The sequence below is a fragment of the Pseudarthrobacter sp. TAF60_1 genome, from assembly GCF_052113505.1.
Lineage (GTDB): Bacteria > Actinomycetota > Actinomycetes > Actinomycetales > Micrococcaceae > Arthrobacter.
Genome location: NZ_JBFRDI010000004.1, coordinates 104,794 through 130,867 on the forward strand (window position 1 = coordinate 104,794; position 26,074 = coordinate 130,867).

16 protein-coding genes and 1 pseudogene are annotated in these 26,074 nt (G+C 66.1%); 9 read left to right on the top strand and 8 right to left on the bottom strand.

The annotated features are described in order from the left end of the window. Positions 1-38 precede the first annotated feature (38 nt). Positions 39-3,548 carry a S41 family peptidase gene (locus tag AB4Y73_RS06360; RefSeq protein ID WP_441870035.1) on the top strand — a complete coding sequence of 1,170 codons (3,510 nt, stop codon included), beginning with the start codon at positions 39-41 and terminating at the stop codon, positions 3,546-3,548. A 97-nt stretch (positions 3,549-3,645) separates the two neighbouring features. Here the strand turns inward: AB4Y73_RS06360 and AB4Y73_RS06365 are convergent, their stop codons facing one another. The 5 genes from AB4Y73_RS06365 to AB4Y73_RS06385 form a co-directional block, all read right to left on the bottom strand. After that, complete coding sequence (locus tag AB4Y73_RS06365; protein WP_441870037.1) at positions 3,646-4,074, bottom strand: OsmC family protein; 429 nt, start codon at positions 4,072-4,074, stop codon at positions 3,646-3,648. A 192-nt stretch (positions 4,075-4,266) separates the two neighbouring features. Then, complete coding sequence (locus AB4Y73_RS06370; protein ID WP_441870039.1) at positions 4,267-4,620, bottom strand: hypothetical protein; 354 nt, start codon at positions 4,618-4,620, stop codon at positions 4,267-4,269. Positions 4,621-4,769: 149 nt separating this feature from the next. Beyond that, positions 4,770-6,545 (bottom strand): 2-oxoglutarate dehydrogenase, E2 component, dihydrolipoamide succinyltransferase, encoded by a 1,776-nt coding sequence (sucB, locus tag AB4Y73_RS06375; protein WP_441870041.1) that lies wholly within the window; start codon positions 6,543-6,545, stop codon positions 4,770-4,772. A 122-nt stretch (positions 6,546-6,667) separates the two neighbouring features. Then, positions 6,668-8,050 (bottom strand): dihydrolipoyl dehydrogenase, encoded by a 1,383-nt coding sequence (gene lpdA, locus AB4Y73_RS06380; protein ID WP_441870043.1) that lies wholly within the window; start codon positions 8,048-8,050, stop codon positions 6,668-6,670. Between the two features lie 251 nt (positions 8,051-8,301). Continuing rightward, complete coding sequence (locus tag AB4Y73_RS06385; protein WP_441870045.1) at positions 8,302-9,825, bottom strand: leucyl aminopeptidase; 1,524 nt, start codon at positions 9,823-9,825, stop codon at positions 8,302-8,304. 260 nt (positions 9,826-10,085) lie between these two features. Here AB4Y73_RS06385 and AB4Y73_RS06390 point away from each other — a divergent pair, with 260 nt between their 5' ends. The 4 genes and pseudogenes from AB4Y73_RS06390 to AB4Y73_RS06405 all read left to right on the top strand — a co-directional run bounded on the left by AB4Y73_RS06390 (position 10,086) and on the right by AB4Y73_RS06405 (position 15,351). After that, positions 10,086-11,024, top strand: a complete 939-nt coding sequence (locus AB4Y73_RS06390) for a proteasome assembly chaperone family protein (protein WP_441870047.1) — start codon at positions 10,086-10,088, stop codon at positions 11,022-11,024. A 122-nt stretch (positions 11,025-11,146) separates the two neighbouring features. Beyond that, positions 11,147-12,490 (top strand): annotated as a pseudogene (locus AB4Y73_RS06395) (MFS transporter). 97 nt (positions 12,491-12,587) lie between these two features. Next, the gene (locus tag AB4Y73_RS06400; RefSeq protein WP_441870049.1) at positions 12,588-13,787 is read left to right on the top strand and encodes a DUF4192 domain-containing protein; all 1,200 of its coding nucleotides are present in this window, start codon (positions 12,588-12,590) and stop codon (positions 13,785-13,787) included. Between the two features lie 241 nt (positions 13,788-14,028). Then, positions 14,029-15,351, top strand: coding sequence for an RNA polymerase sigma factor (locus AB4Y73_RS06405; protein WP_441870051.1), 1,323 nt, complete (start codon positions 14,029-14,031; stop codon positions 15,349-15,351). Between the two features lie 182 nt (positions 15,352-15,533). On the opposite strand, the gene AB4Y73_RS06410 is transcribed toward AB4Y73_RS06405, so the two are convergent. Beyond that, positions 15,534-15,755, bottom strand: a complete 222-nt coding sequence (locus tag AB4Y73_RS06410) for a DUF7455 domain-containing protein (protein WP_275213604.1) — start codon at positions 15,753-15,755, stop codon at positions 15,534-15,536. 256 nt (positions 15,756-16,011) lie between these two features. Here AB4Y73_RS06410 and AB4Y73_RS06415 point away from each other — a divergent pair, with 256 nt between their 5' ends. Further along, positions 16,012-18,120, top strand: a complete 2,109-nt coding sequence (locus AB4Y73_RS06415) for a DNA gyrase/topoisomerase IV subunit B (protein WP_441870053.1) — start codon at positions 16,012-16,014, stop codon at positions 18,118-18,120. Positions 18,121-18,146: 26 nt separating this feature from the next. On the opposite strand, the gene AB4Y73_RS06420 is transcribed toward AB4Y73_RS06415, so the two are convergent. Then, on the bottom strand, positions 18,147-19,133 hold the full coding sequence (locus AB4Y73_RS06420) for a M56 family metallopeptidase (protein WP_441870055.1): 987 nt from the start codon (positions 19,131-19,133) through the stop codon (positions 18,147-18,149). A gap of 7 nt (positions 19,134-19,140) precedes the next feature. Next, complete coding sequence (locus AB4Y73_RS06425; RefSeq protein ID WP_441870057.1) at positions 19,141-19,527, bottom strand: BlaI/MecI/CopY family transcriptional regulator; 387 nt, start codon at positions 19,525-19,527, stop codon at positions 19,141-19,143. A 262-nt stretch (positions 19,528-19,789) separates the two neighbouring features. Between AB4Y73_RS06425 and AB4Y73_RS06430 the strand changes: the two genes are divergently transcribed. Genes AB4Y73_RS06430 through cydD form a run of 3 tightly spaced genes read left to right on the top strand, consistent with a single transcriptional unit; the run spans position 19,790 to position 26,062 of the window. Next, positions 19,790-21,391 carry a cytochrome ubiquinol oxidase subunit I gene (locus AB4Y73_RS06430; protein ID WP_441870059.1) on the top strand — a complete coding sequence of 534 codons (1,602 nt, stop codon included), beginning with the start codon at positions 19,790-19,792 and terminating at the stop codon, positions 21,389-21,391. Positions 21,392-21,412: 21 nt separating this feature from the next. After that, positions 21,413-22,462: a cytochrome d ubiquinol oxidase subunit II gene (gene cydB, locus AB4Y73_RS06435; protein ID WP_441870061.1), complete on the top strand. Its 1,050-nt coding sequence runs from the start codon at positions 21,413-21,415 to the stop codon at positions 22,460-22,462. Positions 22,463-22,468: 6 nt separating this feature from the next. Continuing rightward, complete coding sequence (cydD, locus tag AB4Y73_RS06440) at positions 22,469-26,062, top strand: thiol reductant ABC exporter subunit CydD (RefSeq protein ID WP_441870063.1); 3,594 nt, start codon at positions 22,469-22,471, stop codon at positions 26,060-26,062. Positions 26,063-26,074: the final 12 nt, after the last annotated feature.

A 26,074-nucleotide genomic window follows, 5' to 3' on the forward strand; every position in this document is an offset into this window, starting at 1 on the left:
CTCCCGGGACCTCCGTGCGGGTTGACTATGATCGAACGATGACTTCTTCGAGCTACTTCCGATTTCCGCATGTCCACGGCGATCTGGTCACCTTTGTGGCAGAGGACGACGTCTGGATCGCGCCGCTCAGCGGTGGCCGGGCGTGGCGTGTTTCGTCACTGCAGTTGCCCGCCCGCAACCCCCGCTTCACTCCCGACGGCAAGCGGCTGGTCTGGACTGTCATCCAGGGGACAGCGCCGGAAGTGGTTTCGGCCGAGGTCGACGGCGGTGGCTACCGTCAGTTGACGTATTTCGGCCATGGCACCACGAAGGTCAAGGGTTTCACCGCCGCCGGTGATGTCGTGGTGACCAGCGCCTTCCGCCAAGCCGAGAGCCGGCACACGTACGCCTACAGCCTGCCCGTTGAGGGCGGCTGGGCCGAGGAGCTTCCCTTCGGACCGGTGGAGTCCGTGGCCTTTGGCCCGGAAGTCGGCGACGAACGGCCGGTTGTCCTGGCCAGCGTGCTCTCCCGCGAGCCGGCCTGGTGGAAGCGGTACCGCGGGGGAACCGCCGGCAAGCTGTGGATCGATGCCGACGGCAACGGTGAGTTCGAACGGCTCGTTCCCGAACTGGACGGAAACCTCACCGACCCGATGTGGGTGAAGGGGCGGGTGGCGTTCCTCTCTGACCACGAGGGGTTTGGCAATCTGTATTCGGTGCTTCCCGGCGGCGGCGACCTGCGCCGGCACACGGACCACGAAGACTTCTACGTCAGGCACGCAGCCAGCGACGGCGAAAGGGTGGTCTTCGAATCCGCGGGCGAGCTCTGGGTCCTCCATGATCTGTCCTCGGAGGCCGTGCGGCTGGATATCACCCTGGGCTCGGCGTCGCAGTCGCGGCGCCCCGCTCTGCTGAAGGTTGCGAAGCACCTGGGCGCGGTGGTCCCGGACGCCTCCGGCTCCTCCAGCGCCGTCGAGGCCCACGGCACCGTCCACTGGATCCGGCACAAGGACGGCCCTTCCCGCATCGTCGAAGCCACCCCCGGAGTCCGGGCGCGGCTGCCCCGACCGCTCGACGGCGGCCGCCTTGCTTACGTCGCCGACCACGACGGTGTGGAGGCCATCTACATCAAGGAAATCGCTGCCGAAGTTGCAACGCTTGTTACTGGCGCCCCGGCAACCCAAGCACCCGCGATCCCGGCCGCTGCCGCCACCGGTGATGGCGCCGCGGAGGAGGAGCCGGCCCCGCAGCTTCCCCGCCCCGTTCCGGCGGCCGGCCCCGCAGGAGTGGTGACTGCCGACGTCGTGGTTGCCGATGATGCCGCCTCCACCGGCGCCGGCCCCGCTGCCGCCGGCAAGACCGCCGCCGGTGCTGCCGAGGGCCAATCCGCCGCCGCCCCGGGCGACGCTCCTGCGGGCCCGTCCCGCATCGCCTTCCCGAAGCCGTCGCGCGCCAGCGCCCTGGAAGCCAGCCCCGATGGCAAGTGGCTTGCAGTGGGGACTTCCTTCGGCGACGTGTACGTGGCCAACACGGCCACGGGCGAGCTGTCTCTGGTCACCAGCATCGGTGAGGGCACCATCGAGGAATTGGCATGGTCGCCGGACTCACAGTGGCTGGCCTGGTCGGAACCGGTTACGTCGTTCGGCTCCCGGAGCCGGCTGCGGCTAGCGAGTGTGGCGCAGTTGGGCGAGGAAATTGTTGAGGTCACTGACGGCCGCTTCTGTGACCGATCCCCGAGTTTCACACCGGACGGGAAGTTCCTGGCGTTCCTGTCCAACCGCAGCTTTGACCCGGTCTATGACGGACACTCGTTCGACCTTTCGTTCCCGAGCCCCATCAAGCCCTACCTCGTGGCTCTTGCGGCGGCAACGCCGTCGCCCTTTGGTCCGTCCGTGGACCTGGCACCTTCCGCCGGTGCGGTCAACGAAGCCGACGAGGCAGCAGTGGCCCCCGTCCACGTGGATCCGGAGGGCCTCGCCCACCGCGTCATCGGCGTCCCTGTGCCGCAGGGCAACTACACCGCCCTGACAGCCACCGAGGGAGCTTTGCTCTGGCTCGACTGGGCACTGGCCGGTGTCACGGGGGACGGCAAGGCCAGCCAGGAAGACAAGGACGCCCGGCCCAGCCTGGTCCGGTTCGACCTGGCACGGCGCAAACCCGTCACCCTGGTTGAGGCCGTGGACAGCTACCGTGTCTCCAGCGACGGCGAAAAGGTGGTGCTGATAAACGACAAGCAGGTCAGCGTTGTTCCTTCCACCGCCAAGGCAGACGAGGAATCCGGCCAGCTGGTCAAGGTTGATCTGGGCAGGATCCGCGTAATGATGGACCCTGTCAGCGTCTGGGGCCAGGCCTTTGACGAGGCCTGGCGCCTGCAGCGTGATTTCTTCTGGACTGAGGACATGGCCGGCCAGGACTGGGATTCGATCCACAAACGGTACCGTCCGTTGGTGGACAGGCTGGGATCGCACGACGACCTGGTGGACCTGCTCTGGGAACTCCACGGGGAACTGGGCACGTCCCACGCCTATGTCCGGCCCGCCATGGTCACGGAAAACGGCAGCAACGGTCAGGGACGGCTTGGCGCCGACTTCGTCTTCACGGCCGCCGGCTGGGAGATCACGCGCATCCTTGCCGGAGAGTCGTCCGATCCGTTGGCCACCTCGCCGCTGACGCGCCCGGGTGCTGCCGCCGTTGCCGGGGACGTGCTCCTCGCCATTGACGGCGTGCCGTTGTCCGGCACCGTGACACCGGCCATGCAGCTGGTGGGCGCCGCCGGACGCGCTGTGGAACTTACCCTCCGCAATGGTCCCGGCCACGGAGCCGATGCGGGCAAGCAGCGGCGCATCGCCGTCGTTCCGGTCAAGGACGAGGAACGCTTGCGCTACCAGGAGTGGGTGGCGGCGAACCGCAGGACCGTCCGGGAGGCTTCGAGCGGCCGCTACGGGTACCTCCACATCCCGGACATGATGGCGAACGGCTGGGCGCAGCTGCACCGGGACCTGGACACCGAGACGGCCCTCGACGGGCTGATTGTGGACGTCCGGCGCAACCGCGGCGGCCACACATCGCAGCTCGTGGCCGAGCTGATCGGCCGGAAGGTTACCGGCTGGAGCATGCCGCGCGGGGAACGCCCGCGCACGTACCCGCACCACGCTCCGCGGGGTCCGGTGATCATCCTCGCCGATGAGTTTGCCGGGTCCGACGGCGACATCATCACCCAGGTGTCCAAGCTGCGGGGCATCGGGCCTGTCATCGGCACACGGACCTGGGGCGGTGTGGTGGGGATCGATAACAGGTTCTCCCTGGCTGACGGTACCGGCGTCACCCAGCCGCGCTACGCTACCTGGTTTGGCGGCGGTGTGGGATGGTCCGTGGAAAACTACGGCGTGGATCCCGACATCGAAGTCACCTACCCGCCGCACGCCTATGCGGCCGGGAGGGATCCGCAGCTGGAATACGGCATCGGCGCCCTGAGGGAAATGATCCAGGAACTGCCCACCGACCGGCCCCCGGCGCGTGAAGGCTACCGCCGCCTGCGGCCCGCGCCGCTCCCGGCCCGCCACAGCTGACAGCGACCGCAGCAGACCAAAAGGCCCTGCTCCCGCCGGTTATCCGGGCGGGGGCAGGGCCTTTTGTTTTGTGCTCGCGGCTTACCGCAAGGTGTGATTAGGACTGCAGGGTCGCGTCCAATGTGATATCGATGCTGGCAAGAGCCGCCGATACGGGGCAGCCCGTCTTGGCCTCGCCGGCGATCCGCTGGAATTCCTCTTCGGAGAGGCCCGGGACCTTCGCCGACATCGTCAGGTGGCTGCCGGTGATGCCGGTGCCCGGAACGAAGGTGACGTCCGCCTTGGTGTTGACTTCCTCGGGGGCGTGGCCGGCCTGTGCCAGTGCATGGCTGAATGCCATCGAGAAACAGCTCGCGTGGGCTGCGGCGATCAGCTCTTCGGGGCTGGTTTTCCCCTCGGCGGCCTCGGTGCGCGCCTTCCAGGTGACGTCGAACGTGCCCAGGCCGGAGCTGTCCAGCGTGGTCTGACCGGACCCCGACATAAGGTCGCCGTTCCATACTGTGTGTGCGGTGCGTGTTGCTGCCATGTCCACTCCTCAAGGTCGATACGAACCGGGGCCGGCCGTTGCCGCCCCCGCCGGTTCCCATCCTAGGGATTCGGCTGCACGCTTGCACGGACTGTCCGCTCTCAGTGGATTATGACCACCCAGGTGCTTAAACGCCGACGGCGCCGCTCCCCGCAGTGGGGAGCGGCGCCGTCGTGGGTGGTGCGTGGGCGATCAGTTCCAGAGCGTGGCGATGGCAATGTTGACCAGGGCCAGTCCGCCAACGCCGTGGGCGAGGCCGGTGGAGACCGGTTCACCCTTCTTCACCTTTCGGGTGCCGATCACGGCCAGCACGGCGACCGCGAGGCCGATGGCGAACTTGATGCCCAGCTTGACGTAGTTGGGGTCAGCGTTGGGCAGCATGGGAATGATGCCCATCATGGCGATGCCGGTCAGAAGCTGCAGGAAGGCGCCGTCCCGCTGGCGGGGGTGGACGGTGGGCTCTTTGATGGTGGCGATCCAGTAGCCAACGATCATTGCGGCGCCGACGATGTGCAGAAACACCAGGATGCTGAGGACGATAGTCATGGGATCAGCTTATCCAGTCGTTTCTACGCAATGTAGCAAAGCCACGCACAGGGCAAGCGAAAAGTCGTGCCCAAACGAAAGAGGCGGGGCAGGTGCCGGTGGTTTCCCGCCGGCTCCCGCCCCGCCGTTGCTCGTTTCAAGCCCGGACGTTAGAGCCCCAGGTCCGCTTCGAAGGCGCCTTCTTCAAGGCGGGCCTTCAGGGACATCAGGAAGCGGCCGGCGTCCGCGCCGTCAACCAGTCGGTGATCGTACGTGAGTGAGAGGTACATCATGGAGCGGATGGCGATGGAGTCGTCGCCGTTCTCATCGGCCACTACAACGGCGCGCTTCACGATCGCGCCGGTCCCGAGGATGGCGACGTTCGGCTGGTTGATGACTGGGGTGTCGAAGAGGGCCCCCACGCTGCCGATGTTGGTGATGGAGAAGGTGCCGCCGGACAGCTCGTCAGGACCGATTTTGCCCTGGCGCGTCCGGGAGGCAACATCGGCGATCTTCCCGGCGATGCCGCCCAGGTTCAAGTCGCCTGCGTTGGAGATGACGGGAACGAGGAGGCCCTTTTCCGTGTCCACCGCAATCGCCAGGTGCTCGGCGTTGTGGTAGGTGATCTCCTGGGTTTCCTCGTTGTACTCTGCGTTCAGCTTCGGGTGCTGCTTCAAAGCCTCGGCTACGGCCTTGGCGATGAAGGGCAGGTAGGTCAGCTTCACACCGTTGGTGGCCAGGAAGTTATCCTTGCCTGCGGCGCGGAGCTTGACGATGCGGGTCATGTCGACCTCATGCACCTGGGTCAGCTGGGCGGAAAGGTCCAGCGACTCACGCATGCGGCGGGCGATGACCTGCCGGATTCGCGGAGCCTTCTGAGTGGTGCCGCGGAGGGAGGAGGCAGACGGTCCGGACGCAGCCGGGGCTGCAGCGGTGGCCGGCTTGGCCGGGGCTGCTGCGGGGGCGGCCTTGGCTTCTGCTGCCGCGAGCACGTCCTGCTTGCGGATGCGGCCACCGACGCCGGTGCCGGAGAGCGCGGAGACGTCAACACCGTGCTGGTTGGCCAGCTTGCGGACCAGCGGGGTCACGTAGCCGGACTCGCCGTTCCCGGCCGGCTCGGCAGCCTGGGCGGGCGCGGCTGCGGCCGGGGCGGCTGCCGGAGCAGGAGCCGGAGCCGGAGCCTGCGCAGGAGCAGCCGGAGCCGCTTCTGCCTTGGGTGCAGCGGGTGCAGCCGGTGCCGGAGCAGGGGCTGCGGGGGCCGGGGCAGCAGCGGCGGGTGCCGGCTGTGCCGGGGCAGCAGCCGCAGGGGCTGCCGCGCCGGAGCCTATGACGGCGAGGACGGCGCCAACCTCGGCAGTTTCGTCTTCGTTGACCCGGATTTCCTGCAGCGTGCCGGCAACGGGAGAGGGGATCTCGGTGTCAACCTTGTCGGTGGACACCTCGAGCAGCGGCTCATCGACAGCTACCGTGTCGCCCACGGCCTTCAGCCAGCGGGTGACGGTGCCTTCGGTAACGCTTTCGCCCAGGGCGGGGAGGGTGACGTCGTGGCTTTCGCCGCCCGAAGCGGCTGGCGCTTCTTCGGAAAGTGCAGCGGCAGGAGCTTCCTCAGCAGGTGCGGCGGGAGTTTCTTCCGCGCGGGCCTCCGCTGCCGGAGCTGCGGGCGCTTCTTCTGCGGCCGGAGCAGCTTCGGGAGCTGCGCCGGCGCCTGAGCCGTCGCCGATGCGGACCAGGGGAGCGCCGACTTCGGCGGTCTCGTCTTCGGCTACGAGGATTTCCTCGATAATGCCAGCTACTGGAGAGGGGATTTCAGTGTCTACTTTGTCGGTGGAAACCTCGAGCAGCGGTTCGTCCACCTCTACCCGGTCACCTACCTGCTTGAGCCAGCGGGTGACGGTTCCTTCGGTGACACTCTCACCGAGGGCGGGCAAGTTAACGGATTCAGACATGTCGTCCCCGTTCTCCTTATTGATCTTTAGTGCGGATGATTGCTGCCTGTTCGAGCTTAGTGCACCCGGCAATATGAGCCGGGTGCACCAAACCCTGATGTCTTGCGGTGAAACGGGGGCTGTTAGCCGTGGAGAGCCTTGCCCGCGAGTGCGAGGTGGGCCTCGCCCAGGGCCTCGTTCTGGGTCGGGTGGGCGTGGACCAGTGCTGCCACATCCTCCGGGTAGGCTTCCCAGTTGACGATCAGCTGCGCCTCACCGATCTGCTCGCCCATGCGGGCACCGATCATGTGCACGCCGACGACGGGGCCGTCCTTTTGGCGGACGAGCTTCACGATGCCGCTGGTACCCAGGATGGAGCTCTTGCCGTTTCCGGCCAGGTTGTACTCCTGCGTTTCCACCTGGTCGTCGCCGAACTTCTCCTTGGCACCCTTTTCGGTGTAACCCACGGTGGCGATTTCCGGCTCCGAGTACGTGACCTTGGGGATGTTGACGTCCTCGACGATGACGGGCTTCAGGCCGGCGATTTCCTCGGCCACGAAGATTCCCTGCTGGTAGCCGCGGTGCGCGAGCTGGACGCCTGGGACGATGTCGCCCACGGCGTAGATGTTGCCCACACCGGTGTGCAGGCGCTCGTTGGTGATGACGAAGCCGCGGTCGATGTTCAGGCCTGCTTCCTCGTAGCCCAGGTTGGCGGTGACGGGGCCGCGGCCCACGGCAACGAGGAGCAGGTCGGCTTCGAAGGTCTTGCCGTCCACGAGGGTGACCTTGACGCCGTCGTTGTTCTGCTCCACACCCTGGAAGAAGACGCCGGTGGAGAACTTGATGCCGCGCTTCTTGAAGGCACGCTCGAAGTTCTTGACGATCGTTGCGTCTTCGTTCGGCACGAGGGAGGGCAAGCCCTCAACAATGGTGACGTCGACGCCGAAGGACTTCCACACCGAGGCGAATTCGACGCCGATCACGCCGCCGCCCAGGATGATGGCGCTCTTCGGGATGTAATCCATGGTGAGGGCTTCGTCGGAGGTGATGACCTTGCCGCCGATTTCCAGGCCCGGGAGCGTGCGCGAGTACGAGCCGGTGGCAAGCACAATGTTCTTACCCTTGTAGGCCGTGCCGTTGACCGTAACGGTGTCCGGGGCGGTCAGTTTGCCTTCGCCTTCGATGACGGTGATGCCCTTGGACTTGATCAGGCCCTGGAGGCCCTTGAACTTGCCGGCAATGATGCCGTCTTTGTAAGCATTGACAGCCGTGATGTCGATGCTGTCCAGGGTCACATTCACGCCGTACTTTGCGGAGTCGCGGGCGTGGTCGGCCAGCTCAGCGGAGTGCAGCAGGGCCTTGGTGGGGATACAGCCGTTGTGCAGGCACGTACCACCGAGCTTGCCCTTCTCAACGAGACCAACGGTGAAGCCAAGCTGAACGGCCCGAAGGGCGGTGGCGTAGCCGCCGCTTCCGCCGCCGAGTACCAGAATGTCGAATTCTTGCGCAGTTGCCTGATCGGCCACTTAGACGCTCCCTCGCGTGAACGATGACGCGAGCTTGCGCATCATCTGGTCTTTGGAACTTGTACTGCCGTGATTATGCCAGCAGGCAGGTTCTCTTTCATTTGTGACTACCGTGGTTTACCTTAGCGAACCACCTATCCATGCTCCACCTCGCCGCTGCGTTTGTGGAGCGCTTGTGTCCAGTGTCACGCGGCTTTGTGCCCGACGGATCACGCCGGTTCCACAAAGCCGCGTGCCACACCGGGACGTGGTCAGGCTGCCGCCAGGACATCCTCCACATAGGCCACCAGCGTACGTACGGTGCAGCCGGTGGCCTGCTTGTGGGTGTAGCCGTACGGGCTGCCGTTGTTGAAGGACGGGCCGGCAATGTCGATGTGGGCCCAGGGAATCTGTTCCCCATCCTTGCCCTTGCCCACGAACTCGCGCAGGAAGACCGCAGCGGTCATCATGCCCCCGTGGCGTTCGCCGATGTTGGCCAGGTCCGCCACCTGGGAGTCGATGCTGGGGCGCAGTTCCTCCGGCAGGGGCATGGGCCACACCAGTTCACCGGCGCGGTCGGCGGCGGCCTTGAGCGGGCCCGTCACGCTGTCTGAGCCCATGACCCCCGCTGTGCGGTTTCCGAGGGCAATAAGCTGTGCGCCGGTGAGCGTGGCGACGTCGATGATCGCATCGGGGTATTCGCGGCTGGCAGCGACGATCCCGTCCGCCATGACCAGGCGGCCTTCGGCGTCGGTGTTCAGCACCTCAACGGTCTTGCCGCCGAACATGGTGAGGACGTCGGCGGGGCGGGATGCCGCACCACCGGGCATGTTTTCGGCGATGCACAGCCATGCGGTGGCTTTCACGGGCAGGCCAAGACGCGCTATTGCCAGCACAGTATTTAGGACGACGGCGGCGCCCGCCATGTCGCTCTTCATGTCACCCATGCCGAGGGCCGGCTTCAAGGAAATGCCGCCGGTGTCGAAGGTGATTCCCTTCCCGACGAGGGCGATCTTCTTTGTCGCCTTCGCGGGGGTGTACTCCACTTTCACCAGGCGCGGCTGGCGCGTGGAGCCCTTGCCCACGCCCATGATGCCGCCGAAGCCTTCTTTCTCCAGTCGCTTTTCATCCCAGACAGTCACCTTGATGGGCAGGCCCTTGGCCAGTTCCTTCGCGGCCTCTGCGAAGGACTCGGGGTAGAGGTGGCTCGGCGGCTGGTTGACCAGCGACCGGGTGGCGTTGACTGCCTCGCCGATCAGGCTCGCGCGCTTCAGTGCTGCGCTGAGTTCGTCGCTTGCAGGCACGTCCGTGTAAATCACTGCATTGCGCACCGGGTCCTTGAGACCATCGCTGGTGGACCTGTGCTCGGTGAAGGCGTAAGCGCCCAGTGCGGCACCCTCGGCGACTGCCGCGACGTCGGCGACTCCCGTCGTCGGGAGTGCCAGGACAACAGTGGGCATGCCGGCCAACTGGCGGACGGCGGAACCGGCAGCGCGCCTGAGCGCCTCTTCGGACAGCTGCTGGCCGGCGGCGACCTTGCCCACGCCTGCCAGGACGAGCACTCCGGCGCCGGTTTCGGGCAGGCCGGGAAGCCGGACCGCCTGATCGGCAGCCCCGGTGATTCCCAGGACCTTAAGGGAATCGCTCAGCGCCTCGGCTGACTTCGCGGTCAGTGGGTTCCCGAGCAGCACCGGGCCGTCGGGGCCCTGTCCCACGCCGATGACGACGGCGTCACTGGTGGCCCTCTTCAGGTCCTTGGCGAGGGTACTAAGGTTGATTTCAGTATTCTTGACCACGGGGTAAAGTCCTCAATTCTCGAAAAGGCTGCTCGCGCAGGTGGATGTCTGGCGCTGGCCATGGAATTCCTGCGGCCGTCCGGTCGCGACCTGGCCGGGGTGCCGGTCAGGCCCGTCCGGCAGGCCACTTGTCGATCGTAGCCGCTGGTGACCGCCGCAGCGGAATCTCCTGAGACGTGCGCCACACCGGCCGGTGGAATGCAGGGCGGCCCGGCGGCGTTGTACAACTTATCCACCCGAATCCTCGAAAGGAAGACGCTGTGCTTGAACGGATTTCCGGCTCACTGCTGGACCCCGATGCGCTCTACGCGAGCAACATCGAACTGTTCCACAGCCCGGCGCTTCGCGGGCTGAACCTGGTGATGGGTTTCACCGGCTTTGCGGATGCAGGCCATGTGGTGAAGCAGATCAACGCGGAGCTGCTGGACACCCTCGACGCCGAAACGGTGGCAGTGTTCGACGCCGACCAGCTCATCGATTACCGGTCCCGACGTCCCCATATCTCCTTCGTTGAAGACCATCTGCAGGACTACCAGGAGCCGAAGCTGGCTTTGTATAAGTTAAAGGACGGGCTCGGCAACGCCTTCCTCCTGCTGGCAGGGTTCGAACCCGACCTGCAGTGGGAGCGGTTCGCTCGCGCGGTTGTCGGCATTGTGGAGAAACTCGATGTCAACCTCGTGACGTGGATCCACTCGATCCCTATGCCTGTGCCGCACACGCGCCCCGTAGGCGTCACTGTCCACGGCAACCGCCCCGAACTCATCGAGGGCATTTCGGTCTGGAAGCCCACGGTGGATGTCCCGGCAGCTGTGGGGCACATCCTGGAACTGCGGCTGGTGGACGCCGGACGCAATGTTGCAGGATACGTGATTCACGTCCCGCACTACCTCGCCGAAGCGGAATACCCTACGGCGGCAGTTGCCGGGCTCGAATTCCTGGGAGCAGCCACGTCCCTGATGCTCCCCACCGACCGGCTGCGTGAAGCAGGCCGGGAAGTCGCCCGCCAGATCGCGGAGCAGGTCGAAGCCTCGGACGATGTCCGGCAGGTGGTTTCCCGCTTGGAGGAACGGTACGACGAGAAGGCGGACGGCACCGTGCGGCGTTCACTGCTGGCCGATGAGAATGACGAACTGCCGAACGGGGATGAACTGGGCGCCGCCGTCGAGGCGTACCTTGCCCGCGAGAACCCCGGCCTCTAGCCTGTCCGGTTGGCGTCGCGTTGTCCGGCAACGGGCAGGTCTGCAGCTGCCCGGCCGGGTGCGCGTGTCCGCCTGGCAGACGGTTGCCATGGTCAGTACCGCGGCCCGGGCATAATGAGGGAGTGACTTCCCCCCGAGCCTGGCTGATCTGGACCATCGGTATCTTCGCGTATCTGGTTGCGGTCTCACAGCGCACGTCCTTCGGTGTGGTGGGGCTTGAAGCCACTGAGCGGTTCAACGCCAGCGCCTCCGCAATTTCGTTCTTTACGGTCCTGCAGCTGCTGGTTTATGCAGGCCTTCAGATCCCGGTTGGCGTGCTGGTGGACAGGTTCGGCTCGCGGGCCATGATCGCCGGCGGGGCCGTCCTGATGGGTCTCGGCCAGCTCCAGCTCGCTTTTGCGGAGAGCATCCCCGGTGGTGTGACGGGGCGGGTCTTGGTGGGCGCCGGCGACGCCATGACTTTCATCTCCGTCATCCGCCTGGTCCCTTTGTGGTTCGCTCCGGCGCGGGTTCCCCTGGTCACCCAGTTGACGGGCATGTCCGGCCAGCTTGGACAGCTTTTCAGCGTGCTGCCGTTCGCCTTTGTCCTGCATTCCTTCGGCTGGACCCCCGGCTTCCTGATGCTCGCGGGCATGTCTGCGCTGGCAGTGATCCTGGTGGTGGTTCTCCTGCAGGACCAGCCGCCAGGGACGGTGACCCACGAAGTCCAGCGTGGCCTCCGGGCAACAGGCGTCTCACTTGCCAGTGCGTGGCGCCAGCCCGGGACCCGGCTGGGGATGTGGAGCCACTTCACCATCCAGTTCAGCGGCACCGTGTTCGCAATGACCTGGGGCTACCCCTTCCTCATCTCCGGACAGGGCCTGGATTCGGGAACGGTGGCAGGACTGATGACCCTGTACGTTGCCGCCGGACTTGCCGCCGGCCCCTTCATCGGCAGCTTTGTCGCCCGGCATCCGCTCCGCCGGTCCACCATGGTGCTGCTGATATCCGGTGCTACGGCAGCAGCCTGGGCCGCCGTGCTCCTGACGCCGGGCCGGTCACCGCTGTGGCTCCTCGCCATCCTCGTGGTGGTGCTGGCTATTGGCGGGCCGGGGTCCATGATCGGCTTTGATTTCGCCCGGACGTTCAATCCCGCACACCGGATCGGCACTGCCACGGGAATCGTCAACGTGGGATGATTCATCGCGGCGCTGGTGGCGATTTTCCTGATCGGCTTCGTGCTGGACATCCTTCTGGCCAGCGACTATTCAGGCGGCGAACTGTACGGCCTGGAACCCTTCCGGATCGCTTTGAGCGTGCACTTCCTACTGCTGGCGTTCGGGGCCGCCATGATGCTGCGGTGCCGGCGCAAGGTGCGGCGCCAGATGGCAGCGCAGGGCGTGGTGGTGCCCCCACTGCTCCAGGCCATGGCCCAACAACGGCGCACCATCCTGGCCCAGCGGCGCCGGCAGGACAGCCCGGAATAGGACGCACTTCTCCTCCACAGCTGCCTCTCAGGGGCAGTTATTGACATAGCGGTGGCGGGGACTTTCACGGGGCCGGCGCTGGGCGAAGGCTGGAGCCATGAAACCTTCAGAACACCTGACCGTCCGAGGCCCTGAAGACGTCCTCGGGTTCATTCCACATTCATTGGGGTACTGGCCCTCAAACAGCCTCGTGGCCATGACCATGCAGGGCAAACGGCTCGGAGCAACCCTGCGGCTTGACCTCCCCGGCCCGGAAACACTTGCAGATCCGCGGGACTATGTCCGCACCGTGCGCGAGTACCTCTCAGCCGACCGCAATGCCGACGGCGCGCTGCTGGCCATCTTCACCAACCACGGCTGGATGGAACCGCCGGGGACGTACCGGGGCCTTCTTGACGCCCTGGAAAGTTGTCTCGACGCCGGAGGCCTGGCTGTGCGCGACGCCTGGTACGTGGGAGACGACTACTGGCGGAGCGCCAACTGCACTGATCTGGTGTGCTGCCCCTTGCCGGGCCTGCCGGTGCAGGTGATCAAGGACAGCATGCTTAACGCCGAAATGGTCTATCGCGGCAGCAGCGTGGGGCCGGCGCCGGAAAACGGCGTCCTCCCAACAGCTGCGGTACCCGGTGAGGAGCGAGCCGCAGTCCTGGCTTCGGAGGATGCCTGGGCAGCGCAGCTGGACCGGCGCCGGGGGAGCAGGGAACAATTCACCAGCCTCCTGGCGCAATGGAGTTCCGTCCTGGCCTGTGCAGGCCAGCAGCTGCCGGCGAACGACGTCGCGTTCCTGCGGGCGTCCCTGCGCGTCCCCGCCTGGCGTGATGCGGTCTTTGTCATGGCTGCGGCGGGCACGCCGGCGGCCCTTGCGGGTGCCGAAGTGTTTGGCATCTTCGAGGAGGACTGCACGCTGGCGCCGGTTGGTCCCGCGGGCCTGGGGAAGGGCACCTCCGGCAGCGCCTCCGCTTGTTGTGTCGGCGAACCGGGTTACGGCGAGGTCCTGCTGGGGCTGGAGCCTGAAGTGCCCGCCTGGGACAGCCTGAACAAGCTGGATGCGGTCCTGGAACAGCTCTCGGCCTGCGGTGGACAGCCCGGCGCCGCCGCCCTGACAGGCCGCGGCTGGATTGCGTGGTGCCGGGGGAGGGGATCGTACGCCGCCGCTTACCTCGGCCAAGCCCTTGACGAAGAACCTGGCTACCGGCTTGCTGAGCTCATGCTGGAACTGGTGCGGCGCGGAACCCTGTGTGGCTGGGCTGCGAGGAAGGAGGCGGCCTGGCGGCGGTTCGAACCGGACGCAGCCTAGACGCTGCTGTTCTTTGAAGCCGGTGGAGGCAATCCGTGAGACAATGGTTGCCGAGACCCGGTTGGGTCCGTGTATCAAGTGCATGTAATGGGCCCTGGCGGGAATATTACAGCCGCCCCGGCAGTTCTACTTATAGACTCTGCCGGCCGTGGTTGCACCTGATGTTGATCACGGACTTGACAGGGTCATAGTGGTGTTGCCCGTATGGTGATTCCACAGACCGCCGCTAGAAAGGTTTTCTGTGACCCCGTCTTCCGCGAAGAAGGAATCCGCCCCCCAGGACGTTCTGTCCCCTGAGGAGAAGCAGGCTGCAACGAACGCCAAGCGCGCAGCAACGCGGGCAGCCAACAAGGCCGTCAAGGACGCCGCCGGTGACACCGCCGTCGACGGCAAGCCTGAGCCCAAGAAGCGCGGGCCCAAGCCCGGCGCGAAAGCCGCTGCCGAGGCAGCCGGAAAAGCCGCACGTGGCGCATCGGATTCCGATGACGATGAGGTCGAAGACCTCGACGACATCGTGATCGAGGGTGCCGACGCCGGCGATGACACCGAGATCGACGCCGCCAAGGCCGCATCAGCAGCCACTGGCAAGGGCTTTGTTTACTCGGACGCCGACGACGACGACGCCCCCGTCCAGCAGGTAATGTCCGCCGGTGCCACGGCCGACCCCGTGAAGGACTACCTTAAGCAGATCGGTAAGGTTGCGCTGCTCAACGCCGAGCAGGAAGTCGACCTGGCGCTCCGGATCGAAGCCGGACTCTTTGCCGAAGAGAAGATCAACGCCGACGACGGTTCCATGGATCCCAAGTTCAAGCGTGAGCTTGAGTTTGTCATCCATGACGGTAAGCGTGCCAAGAACCACCTGCTCGAGGCCAACCTCCGCCTGGTGGTTTCGCTGGCCAAGCGCTACACCGGCCGCGGCATGCTCTTCCTGGACCTGATCCAGGAAGGCAACCTGGGCCTGATCCGTGCGGTGGAGAAGTTCGACTACACCAAGGGCTTCAAGTTCTCCACCTACGCCACGTGGTGGATCCGCCAGGCCATCACCCGTGCCATGGCTGACCAGGCCCGCACCATCCGCATCCCGGTGCACATGGTGGAAGTCATCAACAAGCTGGCCCGCGTCCAGCGCCAGATGCTTCAGGACCTTGGCCGCGAACCCACGCCTGAAGAGCTGGCCCTCGAACTGGACATGACCCCGGAGAAGGTGGTGGAGGTCCAGAAGTACGGCCGCGAGCCCATCTCCCTCCACACCCCCCTTGGCGAGGACGGCGACTCCGAGTTCGGTGACCTCATTGAGGACTCCGAAGCTGTGGTCCCCGCCGACGCCGTGAGCTTCACGCTGCTGCAGGAACAGCTCCACTCGGTGCTGGACACACTGTCGGAACGCGAAGCCGGTGTGGTGGCAATGCGGTTCGGCCTCACCGATGGCCAGCCGAAGACTTTAGACGAAATCGGCAAGGTCTACGGCGTCACGCGCGAACGTATCCGCCAGATAGAGTCCAAGACCATGTCCAAGCTCCGCCACCCCTCGCGGTCGCAGGTGCTCAGGGACTACCTGGACTAAACCAGACCCATGCTACGCGGGGTCAGTTTCCGCCCGAAATCGAAGGATCTAAGGGCGGAAACTGACCTCGCGTTGCTTTTTGGAGTCCAGGTCTGCTCGGAGTACCGCGGTTCGGGGGCCGGGACTTAAGACAAAACAGGACCCCCTCCAAAGGAGGGGGTCCTGTGCGGATGTCGTGCAGGTCAGTCGACGGCTACGGGAGCCTTCTCGTGGAGCCTGCCGGTCTCATCGTGCCAGTCAGAGCTCAGGGGCCTGAGTGTTGCCTCGACTGCACGGGCATGGTGGCCGCAGAAGAGCAACTCACCGCCGGAGGTCTCAAGTACAACGCGGACATATGCTTGAGCCCCGCAACGATCGCACCGGTCCAGTGCGTTGAGTGTGCGGTCTGCCACTGCTGTTGTCATATCGGCCTCCTTAGTAGATCTGTATGTCTATATAACCAGCATTCGTAGCAATCCCATCGCAAGGACGGGTCAAGTTCGCTGACCGCGTAGCCACAAGAATGTATCAAGCTCCGGATTATGGTCACGGAGACGTCACGAGTGGCGGCGACCACAGCGCCGGCAACGTGTGGCAGCAGGCCCTCTGCACCCGTGCGGACTAGGCTTGAACAAGCGTCCGCAGCGCCAGCTGTTCCGTCACTGAAGGAGTTCACCACCCGTGGCACCAAGTTCTGATTACACCGCCCGGCACCTTTCCGTGCTGGAGGGCCTCGAAGCCGTCCGCAAACGCCCCGGCATGTACATCGGTTCCACCGACTCGCGCGGCCTGATGCACTGCCTTTGGGAGATCATTGACAACTCGGTGGACGAAGCACTGGCGGGCTTTGGGCATGACATCAAGATCATTCTGCATGCGGACAACTCAGTGGAAATCCACGACGACGGGCGCGGCATCCCCATCGACGTGGAACCCAAGACGGGACTCACCGGCGTCGAGGTGGTTTTCACCAAGCTGCATGCGGGCGGCAAGTTCGGCGGCGGCTCCTACACCGCCTCCGGCGGCCTGCACGGCGTGGGTGCCTCCGTGGTCAACGCGCTGTCCGCCAGGCTTGACGTGGAAGTGGACCGCGGCAGCAAGACGTACAAAATGTCCTTCCGGCGCGGGGAGCCCGGACGTTTCAAGGATTCGGGATCCAAGTCCGATCCGGCAGCGGCGTTCGAACCGTTTGTTAAGGACTCCGTCCTGGACGTTATTGGCAAGGCAAAGCGGGGAGTGACCGGGACCCGGATCCGGTACTGGGCCGATCGGCAGATCTTCACTCCGGACGCGAAGTTCTCCTACGACGAGCTGGCTGCCCGGGCGCGCCAGACATCCTTCCTGGTGCCGGGGCTCAAGCTCACAGTCCGGGATGAACGCAGGCTGGCCGGAACCCCGGGTGAAGCAGGTCCCCATGAGGAGGTCTTCCATCACGACGGCGGCATCTCCGAGTTTGTCGACTTCCTCGCCGCCGATCCCGCCGTCACCGACATTTGGCGGCTGCACGGCTCTGGCAAGTTCAAGGAAACCGTGCCGGTACTTGATGAGCGCGGCCACAGCCAGCTCGCCGAGGTGGAACGTGACTGCGAAGTGGACGTGGCACTGCGCTGGGGGATCGGCTATGACAGCACGGTCCGCACCTTCGTGAATATCATCTCCACGCCCAAGGGCGGAACCCACCAGTCAGGCTTTGAGCAGGCCCTCGTCAAGACGTTCCGGAAGGCGGTGGAAGCCAACGCCCGCAAGCTCAAGGCGGGCACCGACAAAATCGAAAAGGACGACATTTTCGCCGGGCTGACAGCCGTCCTGACAGTCCGGCTGGCTGAGCCGCAATTCGAAGGCCAGACCAAGGAGATCCTCGGCACCTCGGCAGTGCGGGCCATTGTGGCCAAGGTGGTGGAGCACGAGATCAACGCAAAGCTGAACTCCGCCAACCGCAACGACAAGGCACAGTCTGCGCTGCTGCTCGAGAAGATCGTCAGCGAGATGAAGTCCCGTATTTCCGCGCGGGTTCACAAGGAAACGCAGCGTCGCAAGAATGCACTGGAAACGTCGTCCATGCCCACCAAGCTTGCTGACTGCCGGACGGACGACGTCGTGCGTTCCGAACTCTTCATCGTCGAAGGTGACTCCGCCCTGGGAACGGCGAAGCTGGCACGGTCCTCGGACTTCCAGGCGCTGCTCCCCATCCGCGGCAAGATCCTCAACGTCCAGAAGGCTTCGGTGGGGGACATGCTCTCCAACGCCGAATGTGCTGCCTTGATCCAGGTGGTCGGTGCCGGCTCCGGCCGCAGCTTCGACATCAGCGCCGCCCGGTACGGCAAGGTCATCCTGATGACCGACGCCGACGTCGACGGCGCCCACATCCGTACCCTGCTGCTCACGCTGTTCTTCCGTTACATGCGGCCCATGATCGACGAGGGGCGCGTTTTTGCCGCCGTCCCGCCGCTGCACCGCGTCGAAGTGATCAATGCGGGCCAGAAGGCCAACGACATGATTTACACCTATTCCGAAGCGGAACTCCACGTGCTGCTAGCCCGGCTCGCCAAAGAGGGCAAGCGCTACAAGGAGCCGATCCAGCGGTACAAGGGACTCGGCGAGATGGACGCCGAACAGCTGGCGGAGACCACCATGGATCCGCGGCACCGGACACTGCGCAAGGTGGGCATCGAGAACGCCAAGCAGGCCGAGGACACCTTCGACCTGCTGATGGGCTCAGACGTGGCGCCGCGGAAGGACTTCATCATCGCCGGTGCCTCCAGCCTGGACCGGGAGCGGATCGACGCCTAACGGGCTTGCCGGCCGGCCCGTCACGCTCAGCCCAGCAGGCCCGGCACAATCAGCAGCGCAGTGGGCAGGGCGAGCAGCAGGATGCAGCCGGCCAGTACCGCGGCGCGGGCTGTGGCAGAAAGTTCAGCCTGAGGGGAGAGCAGCCGGCTGACCCTCGAGGCCGTGGTGCGGGCGGCGTCGGAGCCCGTAACACCCGCTGCCGCTTCGAGCCCGTGGAGGGCAAGGCCGGCCTGGGCGGCAGGCCGGAAAGTTCCGCCCCCCGCCGAGCCGCTGGCCACGATAGCGATGGCCTTGATGAGGGTTGCCCGGCTCTCCGTCTTCAGTGCAACGTCGTCGGCCAGCATCTCAATGAGCGAGTTCACGGATTCCTGGGCCAGCCTAGTGGTGGGGAGCCAGGGGAGTGCCTGACGCCACGCGGCGAACGCCCAGAGCAGCAGGTGGTGGTGCTGGTTGAGGTGGGCGTTCTCGTGGCTCAGGACTGCCCGCAACTCGGCCGGTTCGAGGGCTGCCATCAGGCCGTCGGAAAGCACAGTGACCGAGCGTGCCCCGCCGGGCAGGCAGTAGGCCACGGGGGAGTCGTGGCTGATGACCACGGTTCCTGCACCCTCCGCGGAAGGCGAGGACAGGAGTGCGAGCAGCTCACGGTGTCGCCGCCGCTGCCGCTCGATCTTGTAGTACGTCAGCAGCAGGGTGAAGACCAGGTGCGCGGTCAGCAGGGCTGCGGCGGAGAGGGCAAATAGATGCCAGAAGCCGAGCGCGGTGGTGGGCGCATTAAAGAGCACCATCCCCGCGAGGGCCCGCAGGCCGGCGATTAGGTTGTCGCCCACCGGTTCCAAGCCGTAGACCAGCATGGCGCCGATCATCGAGAGCCCGCCGGCAAGGGCAATTGCCTGCCAGAGGAGCATGGCGGTGAAGGGCGACCGTGCCGGCCACTGGGCACGCGAAAGAAAGATAGGCACCGGCCACGCCAGGACTATCGCCAGGACCGCCAGCAGGTACGAGGCCCAGAACATCGGCCCGCTAGACGTGGCCGAGCAGTTTGCGCAGTGTTTCGGCTTCACCTTCGGTAACGGAGCCGATGAACTGCGCCAGCACGGCTTCACGGTCAGGCGCGGACCCCAGCACTTCATGCATCAGTTCGGCTGTGTGTTCTTCCCGGCTCGAAACGGCTTGGTAGCGGTGCGGCCTGGTGCCGCGTTCCCGCTCCACAAGGCCCTTCTTCTCCAGCCGTGAGAGCACAGTCAGGACGGTGGTGACGGCAAGCTCCTTGCCCGCATGGCCTGCCGCGTCCCCTTTTGCCTCCGTAGTGGTTGCCAGTTTGTCACGCAGGGTATTTGCGGTGGCTGCTTCGTGGCCCGCCCAGAGCAGATCCATCACTGCCCGTTCCAGTTCCCCAAGACTTGCCATTGCTACATCCTTCTTGTTCCCGCATCCGCTGGCTGAGCGCCGCGGTGCCTGCACATTCCTCGCTACAGATACAGAATCAAATTTACCCGCTTTTTGGCTGAGTTTCTACGTACGGTAGAACACGGCGTGTTTGGCGGTCTTGTAGGGCTCATGGTGACGTGCAACTCTTGTTTTTACAGTGCCTGCCGCATTGTTCTACACTCTGTAGAAGTTACAGTTCTACGATCCGTAGAAGTTGAACCCTGACCCCCGAGGGACTGCTGTGGAAGCTCTGGAAATCGCGCGCTGGCAATTTGGCATCACCACCGTGTACCACTTCATGATGGTGCCGCTCACTATTGGACTGGGCCTGGTGGTGGCAGTGATGCAGACCATCTGGCATCGGACCGGCAAGGTCGAATACCTCCGGATGACCAAGTTCTGGGGAAAGCTGTTCCTGATCAACTTCATCATGGGCGTTGCCACCGGCATCGTGCAGGAGTTCCAGTTCGGCATGGCCTGGAGCGAATACAGCCGGTTCGTGGGTGACATCTTCGGGGCGCCGCTCGCACTGGAGTCGCTGTTGGCGTTCTTCGTCGAGTCCACGTTCCTGGGGCTGTGGATCTTCGGCTGGAAACAGCTGAAGCCGGCCATCCACCTCGCCTGCCTGTGGATAGCGGTGGTGGGATCGGTCTTCTCGGCCTACTTCATCATTGTGGCCAACAGTTGGATGCAGCACCCGGTCGGCGCGGAAATCATCGACGGCCGGCCGGTCATGACCGACGCCTGGGCAGTGTTCACCAACAACACCGCACTGGTAGCCTTCCCGCACACCCTGATGGGGGCACTGGCGGTGGCCGGCGGATTCCTCCTGGGCATCGCCTGGTACCACCTCTGGCGCAGGCGCAAGGACGGCATCGACACCATCGGCCCTGACGGCAAAGTTGTTCCCGGTGAAGCGTCGATTCCCGGCCGCGACAAGACCGACTACAAAGTGTGGATCCGCTCCCTGCGGATCGGCGCCGTCGTCGCCATGATCTCCTTCGCCGGCACCGCCCTCACCGGCGACCTGCAGGGCAAGCTGATGTTTGAGCAGCAGCCCATGAAGATGGCCGCGGCCGAAGCCGCCTGCCACGACGGCACCGGTTTCTCGGTCCTCAGCGTCGGAAACCTCGGCTCCAAGAACTGCGATGACATCACGGCTGTGATCGAGGTACCAGGCATCCTGTCCTTCCTCGCCAACGGCGACTTCACCACCCAGGTCCGGGGCGTCAACGGTCTCCTGGACCAGTACAAGGCCGACTACGGTACGCACCTGCCGGACAACCCGATCTACGGCGAACGGGCCGGCCAGGAAATCCAGTACGTCCCGGTCATGGAAGTCACTTACTGGGGCTTCCGGATGATGATCGGCTTCGGCGGACTGGCGGCGCTGGCGGCCCTCGTGGCCCTCTGGCTGACCAGGAAGGGCACCGTCCCCGCGTCGCCCTGGCTGATGCGCCTGGCAGTCTTCGGCATCCTGGCCCCGTTCGGCGCCAATGCCGCCGGTTGGATCTTCACGGAGATGGGCCGGCAGCCGTTTGTCGTGGCGCCCAACCCGGACCTGAATGGCATTGACCAGGTGTTTATGTTCACCGCGGCGGCCGTTTCGCCCGGAGTGTCAGCCGGCGAACTGCTGACGTCCCTCATTGTCCTGGCCGCGGTCTACGGCGCCTTGCTCGTGGTGGAGGTCAAACTCCTGGTCACGTATATCCGTGGCGGCGTGGTCTCCGCCATGCCGGAACTGGCGAAGGCCCCGGTGGATGAGAACGAGGACGCCACCCCGGGTCCCGACGGCACCGGCACCACAAAAACTGCCGACGACGTCCTGGCATTCGCCTACTAAGAAGAGCAGAGGATATTCGATATGGAACTGCTGCCCACTATCTGGTTCATCATCATCGCGGTGCTTTGGACCGGCTACCTCTTCCTTGAAGGCTTTGACCTTGGCGTCGGAATGCTGATGAAGCTGTTCGCGCGGAACAACACCGAGCGCCGGGTCCTGCTGAACACGGTCGGCCCGGTCTGGGACGGCAACGAGGTCTGGCTGATCACGGCGGGTGCTGCCACCTTCGCTGCCTTCCCGCTCTGGTACGCCTCGCTGTTCTCCGCCCTCTACCTCCCCCTCCTGGTGGTCCTCGTGGCCCTGATCTTCCGTGCGGTGGCGTTCGAATACCGCGGCAAGGTAGACAACGACAGCTGGCGTGCGCGCTGGGACTGGGCCATTGCCCTGGGCTCCTTCTTCGCCGCATTCGGCGTCGGCGCTGCCCTGGCCCTGACCACCACCGGCCTGCCGCTGAACGCGAACGGTGACCGCGAAGGCGGTGCCATGGCCTGGTTTAGCGGCTACGCCGTCCTGGGCGGGCTGGCCGTGGTGGGGTTCTCCCTGCTCCACGCCCTGGCGTTCCTTGCACTGAAGACCGACGGCGACGTGCGGCACCGCGCCCGCGCCTGGTTTGTCCGGCTGCTGCCGGTCCTGCTGCTTCCCCTGGCGGCCTGGGCGCTTGTCATCCAGTTCCTGGAGGGCAAGCTGTGGACCTGGGCTGCGGTGGTCCTGGCCGTGGTTGCGGCTGCCGTTGCATGGTTCCTGGCACGGCGCGGGTCCGAAGGCCGGGCGTTCATGGCAATGGGAGCCTTCCTGCTCCTGGGCAGTGCGTCGAGCTTCGGTGCAGTGTTCCCGGTGGTACTGCCCTCGACCCTCGACCCCGCGTTTGACCTGACCATCGCCAACGCATCCTCCTCCGACTACACGCTCGGCCTCATGAGCGTCGTGGCAGCCGTGGGCCTGCCCCTGGTGATCATCTACCAGGCCTGGACGTACTGGGTGTTCCGCCGCCGTGTCAGCGCGGCCCACATCCCGGCCGCCCATAGCTTCCTGCCGGCCGTGGCCGTCAGGGCTTTCACCACGAAGGGCTGACCCGGCGTGCGCCCAGACTTTCCGGCCGGACCGGCCACCCGCTCGGCCATCTACTGGCTGGGCCTGCTGGCAGCGTTGAAGGCCCTTGCCCTGGTCCTCATGGGGCAGGCCGTGGCGTACATGCTTGCCGGGCTGGCCACCGGAAGTGATTCCTGGCAGGACCAGCTGCCCTGGGGCCTGGCAGGCGTGGTCCTGAGGTCCGTCACCGTGTGGGCGCAGGGCATCGCCGCGCGGCGGGCCGCCCTGGGCATCAAGGAGGAGCTGAGGCAGGAACTGCTAGCGCGCGCGCTGCGGAACGGTGCGCGCAGCACCGGCCCGGGCGACGGCGGCCTGGCCGTGCTGGCGACGCGCGGCCTGGATGCGCTGGACAGCTACTACACCCAGTTCCTGCCCGCACTCGTCAACTGCGCCACCATCCCGCTGCTGCTGGGGGCGCGTATCCTCTTTGCCGATTGGGTCAGCGCCGTTGTGGTTGTCCTGACGGTTCCGCTGGTCCCGCTGTTTATGGTGCTGATCGGCAGGCACACCGAGGACCACGTCCGCGAGGCGCAGGAAACCCTCACCCGGCTGTCCGCCCACATGCTGGAGCTGGCCAAGGGGCTGCCCGTCCTGGTGGGCCTGGGCCGTGCCACGGCGCAGCGCAAGGCCCTGGAGGAGATCTCCGAGGAATACCGGACCAGGACAATGGGGACGCTGCGCACCGCGTTCCTCTCTGCCCTGGCGCTGGAACTTATCGCCACGATTTCGGTGGCCGTGGTGGCCGTCTTTATCGGCGTCCGGCTGGTGCATGGCGATATGGCCCTCGAAGCCGGCCTGCTGGCGCTCATCCTGGCCCCCGACTGCTACCTGCCCCTGCGCGAGCTCGGCACCGCCCACCACGCCAGTGATGACGGCCGGGCGGCGCTCGCCGCGACCCGGGCGGTTACCGACGCACCCGAGCCGCGGGCGCTGGCAACCAGGGACCCCGCAGGCACTGGCAACGACGTTGCCGCGCGCGGTGTTGCAACACGTCCAGCGGACGACGGCGGCGCCCGGGTTTCCGCACCCGGTTCAGGGGGAGTGGCCGTCACCGATCTCACGGTCACCTACGCGGGCAGGGCCGGAGCCGCCGTCGGGCCCCTCACCTTCACCGCCCCGCAGGGCCGGATCACCGCCCTCGACGGCCCCAGCGGCGCCGGGAAGAGCACAGTGCTTGGCGTTTTGGCCGGGACGGTGGGCGACGGCGGCGGAACCGAGGTGTCGGGGCAGCTTTCCGGCTTTGACCGCAGCGCAGTCGCCTGGGTTCCGCAGCACCCGGTCATGGTGGCGGATTCGGTCCTGGAGGAGGTTACGCTCTACGTCAACAGCGGATCAGGCGAAGAGGCACATGAAACCGCCCGGGAGTGCCTGGCCGCGGCTGCCGCCGGCCACCTTGCCGGCCACCATCCGGCCGAGCTGAGCCCCGGGGAGTTGCGGCGCGTTGCGTTGGCCCGCGGGCTGGCCCGCATCCGTGCGGGCGCCAACGTCCTCCTGCTTGATGAACCGACGGCCCACCTGGACGCCGTTTCGGCGGGGCTGGTGCAGGCGTCCATCCGTGCCCTTCGCGGCCACGTCACCGTGATCCTCGTGGCCCACGACCAGCAGACCCGGGAACTGGCCGACCACCTGGTGCCTGTCTCGGCCCGCGGCGTCACGGCACGGTCGGAAACCACTGCCATGCCGGCCGCGGCGGCGCAGTCCGCAGAACCAGACAACGCAACAGGCAGCAGTGAAGCGGTGCAGATCACCGGAACCGACGGCCTGGGTTCGCCCGTGGGAAAGGGCGGGCGTGGCCGGACGGCTCCCACGGCACGGCTGCTGGGCAGCCTGCTGTCACCCGTGGCCGGCCGGTTCACAGGCGCAGCCGTGGTGGGGACCCTGGCCGCCATCTTCGCCGTGGCGCTGTCCGGGCTTTCCGGCTGGCTCATCATCAGGGCGAGCGAGCAGCCGCCCATCCTCTACTTGCTGACCGCCATCGTCGGCGTGCGGTTCTTCGGCATCGGCCGCGCCGTCCTGCGCTACTGGGAACGGCTCCTGCTGCACGACGCCGTCTTCGGGGCCCTCACCCGGCTCCGCGGCCGGCTCTGGGAATCGCTGAGCCGCAAGGCCTTGTCCCTGCGGCGGCTCCTGCAGGGCGGCAACGTCCTGGGCACGGTGATTGACGACGTCGATACTATCCGTGACCTGCTGCCGCGCGTTGTCCTGCCACCTGTCACTGCCCTTGCGGTGGGCGGTTCGGCGCTGCTGGCCACCACCCTGGTGGCCAGCGCGGCACTGCCCGCAGTAGCCACTGCTGCAGCCCTGAGCCTGATCGTGGCCCCGGCGGCCGCCCTCTGGGGTGACCGGCAGTCGGCCACCGCGGAACAGCGGCTGCGCGCCGGAGTCCTGCGGCGCACGTCCGCGGCCCTGGACGCGCGGGCTGAACTGCACGCGAACGGCATCGCGGCAACAGTCCTGGACGCGCTTCGGTCCGAGGACAGAACGGCAACTAAAGCATCCCAGCGCTCCGCCTGGGCGGAAGGCCTCGGCCAGGCCATCACTGTGGCTGCCTGCGGAACGGCGGCACTGGCCGCGGCCGTGCTGACCGCACCCCAGGTCATTGCCGGCGCCATGGAACCGGCCACGGCTGCGGTGATGGTGCTCCTGCAGCTGGCGCTGGTGGAACCGTATGCAGCCATGACGACGGCGGTCCGCCAGTACCCTGCGCTGCGTGCAGTCATGCGGCGGGTTGCGGAGTCCGGCGTACTTGACGCCGGCGCAGCCGAGTCCACTGAAACCGAGGGCACCGAAGCGGAGGCCGCTGATGGCGACGGGCTGTACGACGTCCCGCCCCGCCCCGGTGGAGCCCCCGGGGTGGAATTGTCCAACCTCGCGGCAGCGTGGCCAGGCGGCGGCACGGTGTTCTCAGGGATGTCCGCCACAGCCGGGCCAGGCGGCTGGCTGGCCGTTACCGGGCCTTCCGGCGCCGGTAAGTCCACCCTCCTCGCGGTGCTCCTGGGCTTCCTTCCGCCCGCGGCCGGCAAGGCGGCGGTGACCGGGACGGCAGCCTGGTGCCCCCAGGAGGCGCACCTGTTCGATTCAACGCTGCGCGGCAACCTGCTGCTGGGCCTGCCTGCTCCGGCACCCGTGCCGGCTGGCGGAACCGAAGCCGGGCCCGACGATTCGCCGGCCCACGGCACTGTCGCCTCCGCCGCACGGGACGCGGAGCTGGCGGCGGCGCTGGACGCCGTCGGCCTTAATGCCCTGGTGTCACGCCTCCCTGATGGGCTGGACACCCGGATAGGGCCCGGCGGTTCGTTCCTGAGCGGCGGCGAGCGGCAACGGCTCGCGGTGGCCCGGACCATCCTGACGGGCGCCGAAGTGATCCTGCTGGACGAGCCCACAGCCCATCTGGACGCGGAAGCGGGACGGGAGATGCTGGCCGACCTCCGCACCGGCCTCAGGGACCGCACAGTGGTCATGGTGACCCACAACCCGGCCGATATCGATCCCGCTGACACCGTCCTGGACCTGTCCGCGGCGTCATTGACGGGTTTCGCGGACAGCGCCAAGGTGCCGTACCCGGAGGCGAGCCTTCGCTAGCCTCTTGCTGTC

Excerpts from the sequence above, each read along its gene's own strand:
- AB4Y73_RS06360 (WP_441870035.1), top strand. The coding sequence starts at position 39 with ATGACTTCTTCGAGCTACTTCCGATTTCCGCATGTCCACGGCGATCTG.
- AB4Y73_RS06365 (WP_441870037.1), bottom strand. The coding sequence starts at position 4,074 with ATGGCAGCAACACGCACCGCACACACAGTATGGAACGGCGACCTTATG.
- AB4Y73_RS06370 (WP_441870039.1), bottom strand. The coding sequence starts at position 4,620 with ATGACTATCGTCCTCAGCATCCTGGTGTTTCTGCACATCGTCGGCGCC.
- sucB (WP_441870041.1), bottom strand. The coding sequence starts at position 6,545 with ATGTCTGAATCCGTTAACTTGCCCGCCCTCGGTGAGAGTGTCACCGAA.
- AB4Y73_RS06400 (WP_441870049.1), top strand. The coding sequence starts at position 12,588 with ATGAAACCTTCAGAACACCTGACCGTCCGAGGCCCTGAAGACGTCCTC.
- AB4Y73_RS06410 (WP_275213604.1), bottom strand. The coding sequence starts at position 15,755 with ATGACAACAGCAGTGGCAGACCGCACACTCAACGCACTGGACCGGTGC.
- AB4Y73_RS06420 (WP_441870055.1), bottom strand. The coding sequence starts at position 19,133 with ATGTTCTGGGCCTCGTACCTGCTGGCGGTCCTGGCGATAGTCCTGGCG.
- AB4Y73_RS06425 (WP_441870057.1), bottom strand. The coding sequence starts at position 19,527 with ATGGCAAGTCTTGGGGAACTGGAACGGGCAGTGATGGATCTGCTCTGG.
- cydB (WP_441870061.1), top strand. The coding sequence starts at position 21,413 with ATGGAACTGCTGCCCACTATCTGGTTCATCATCATCGCGGTGCTTTGG.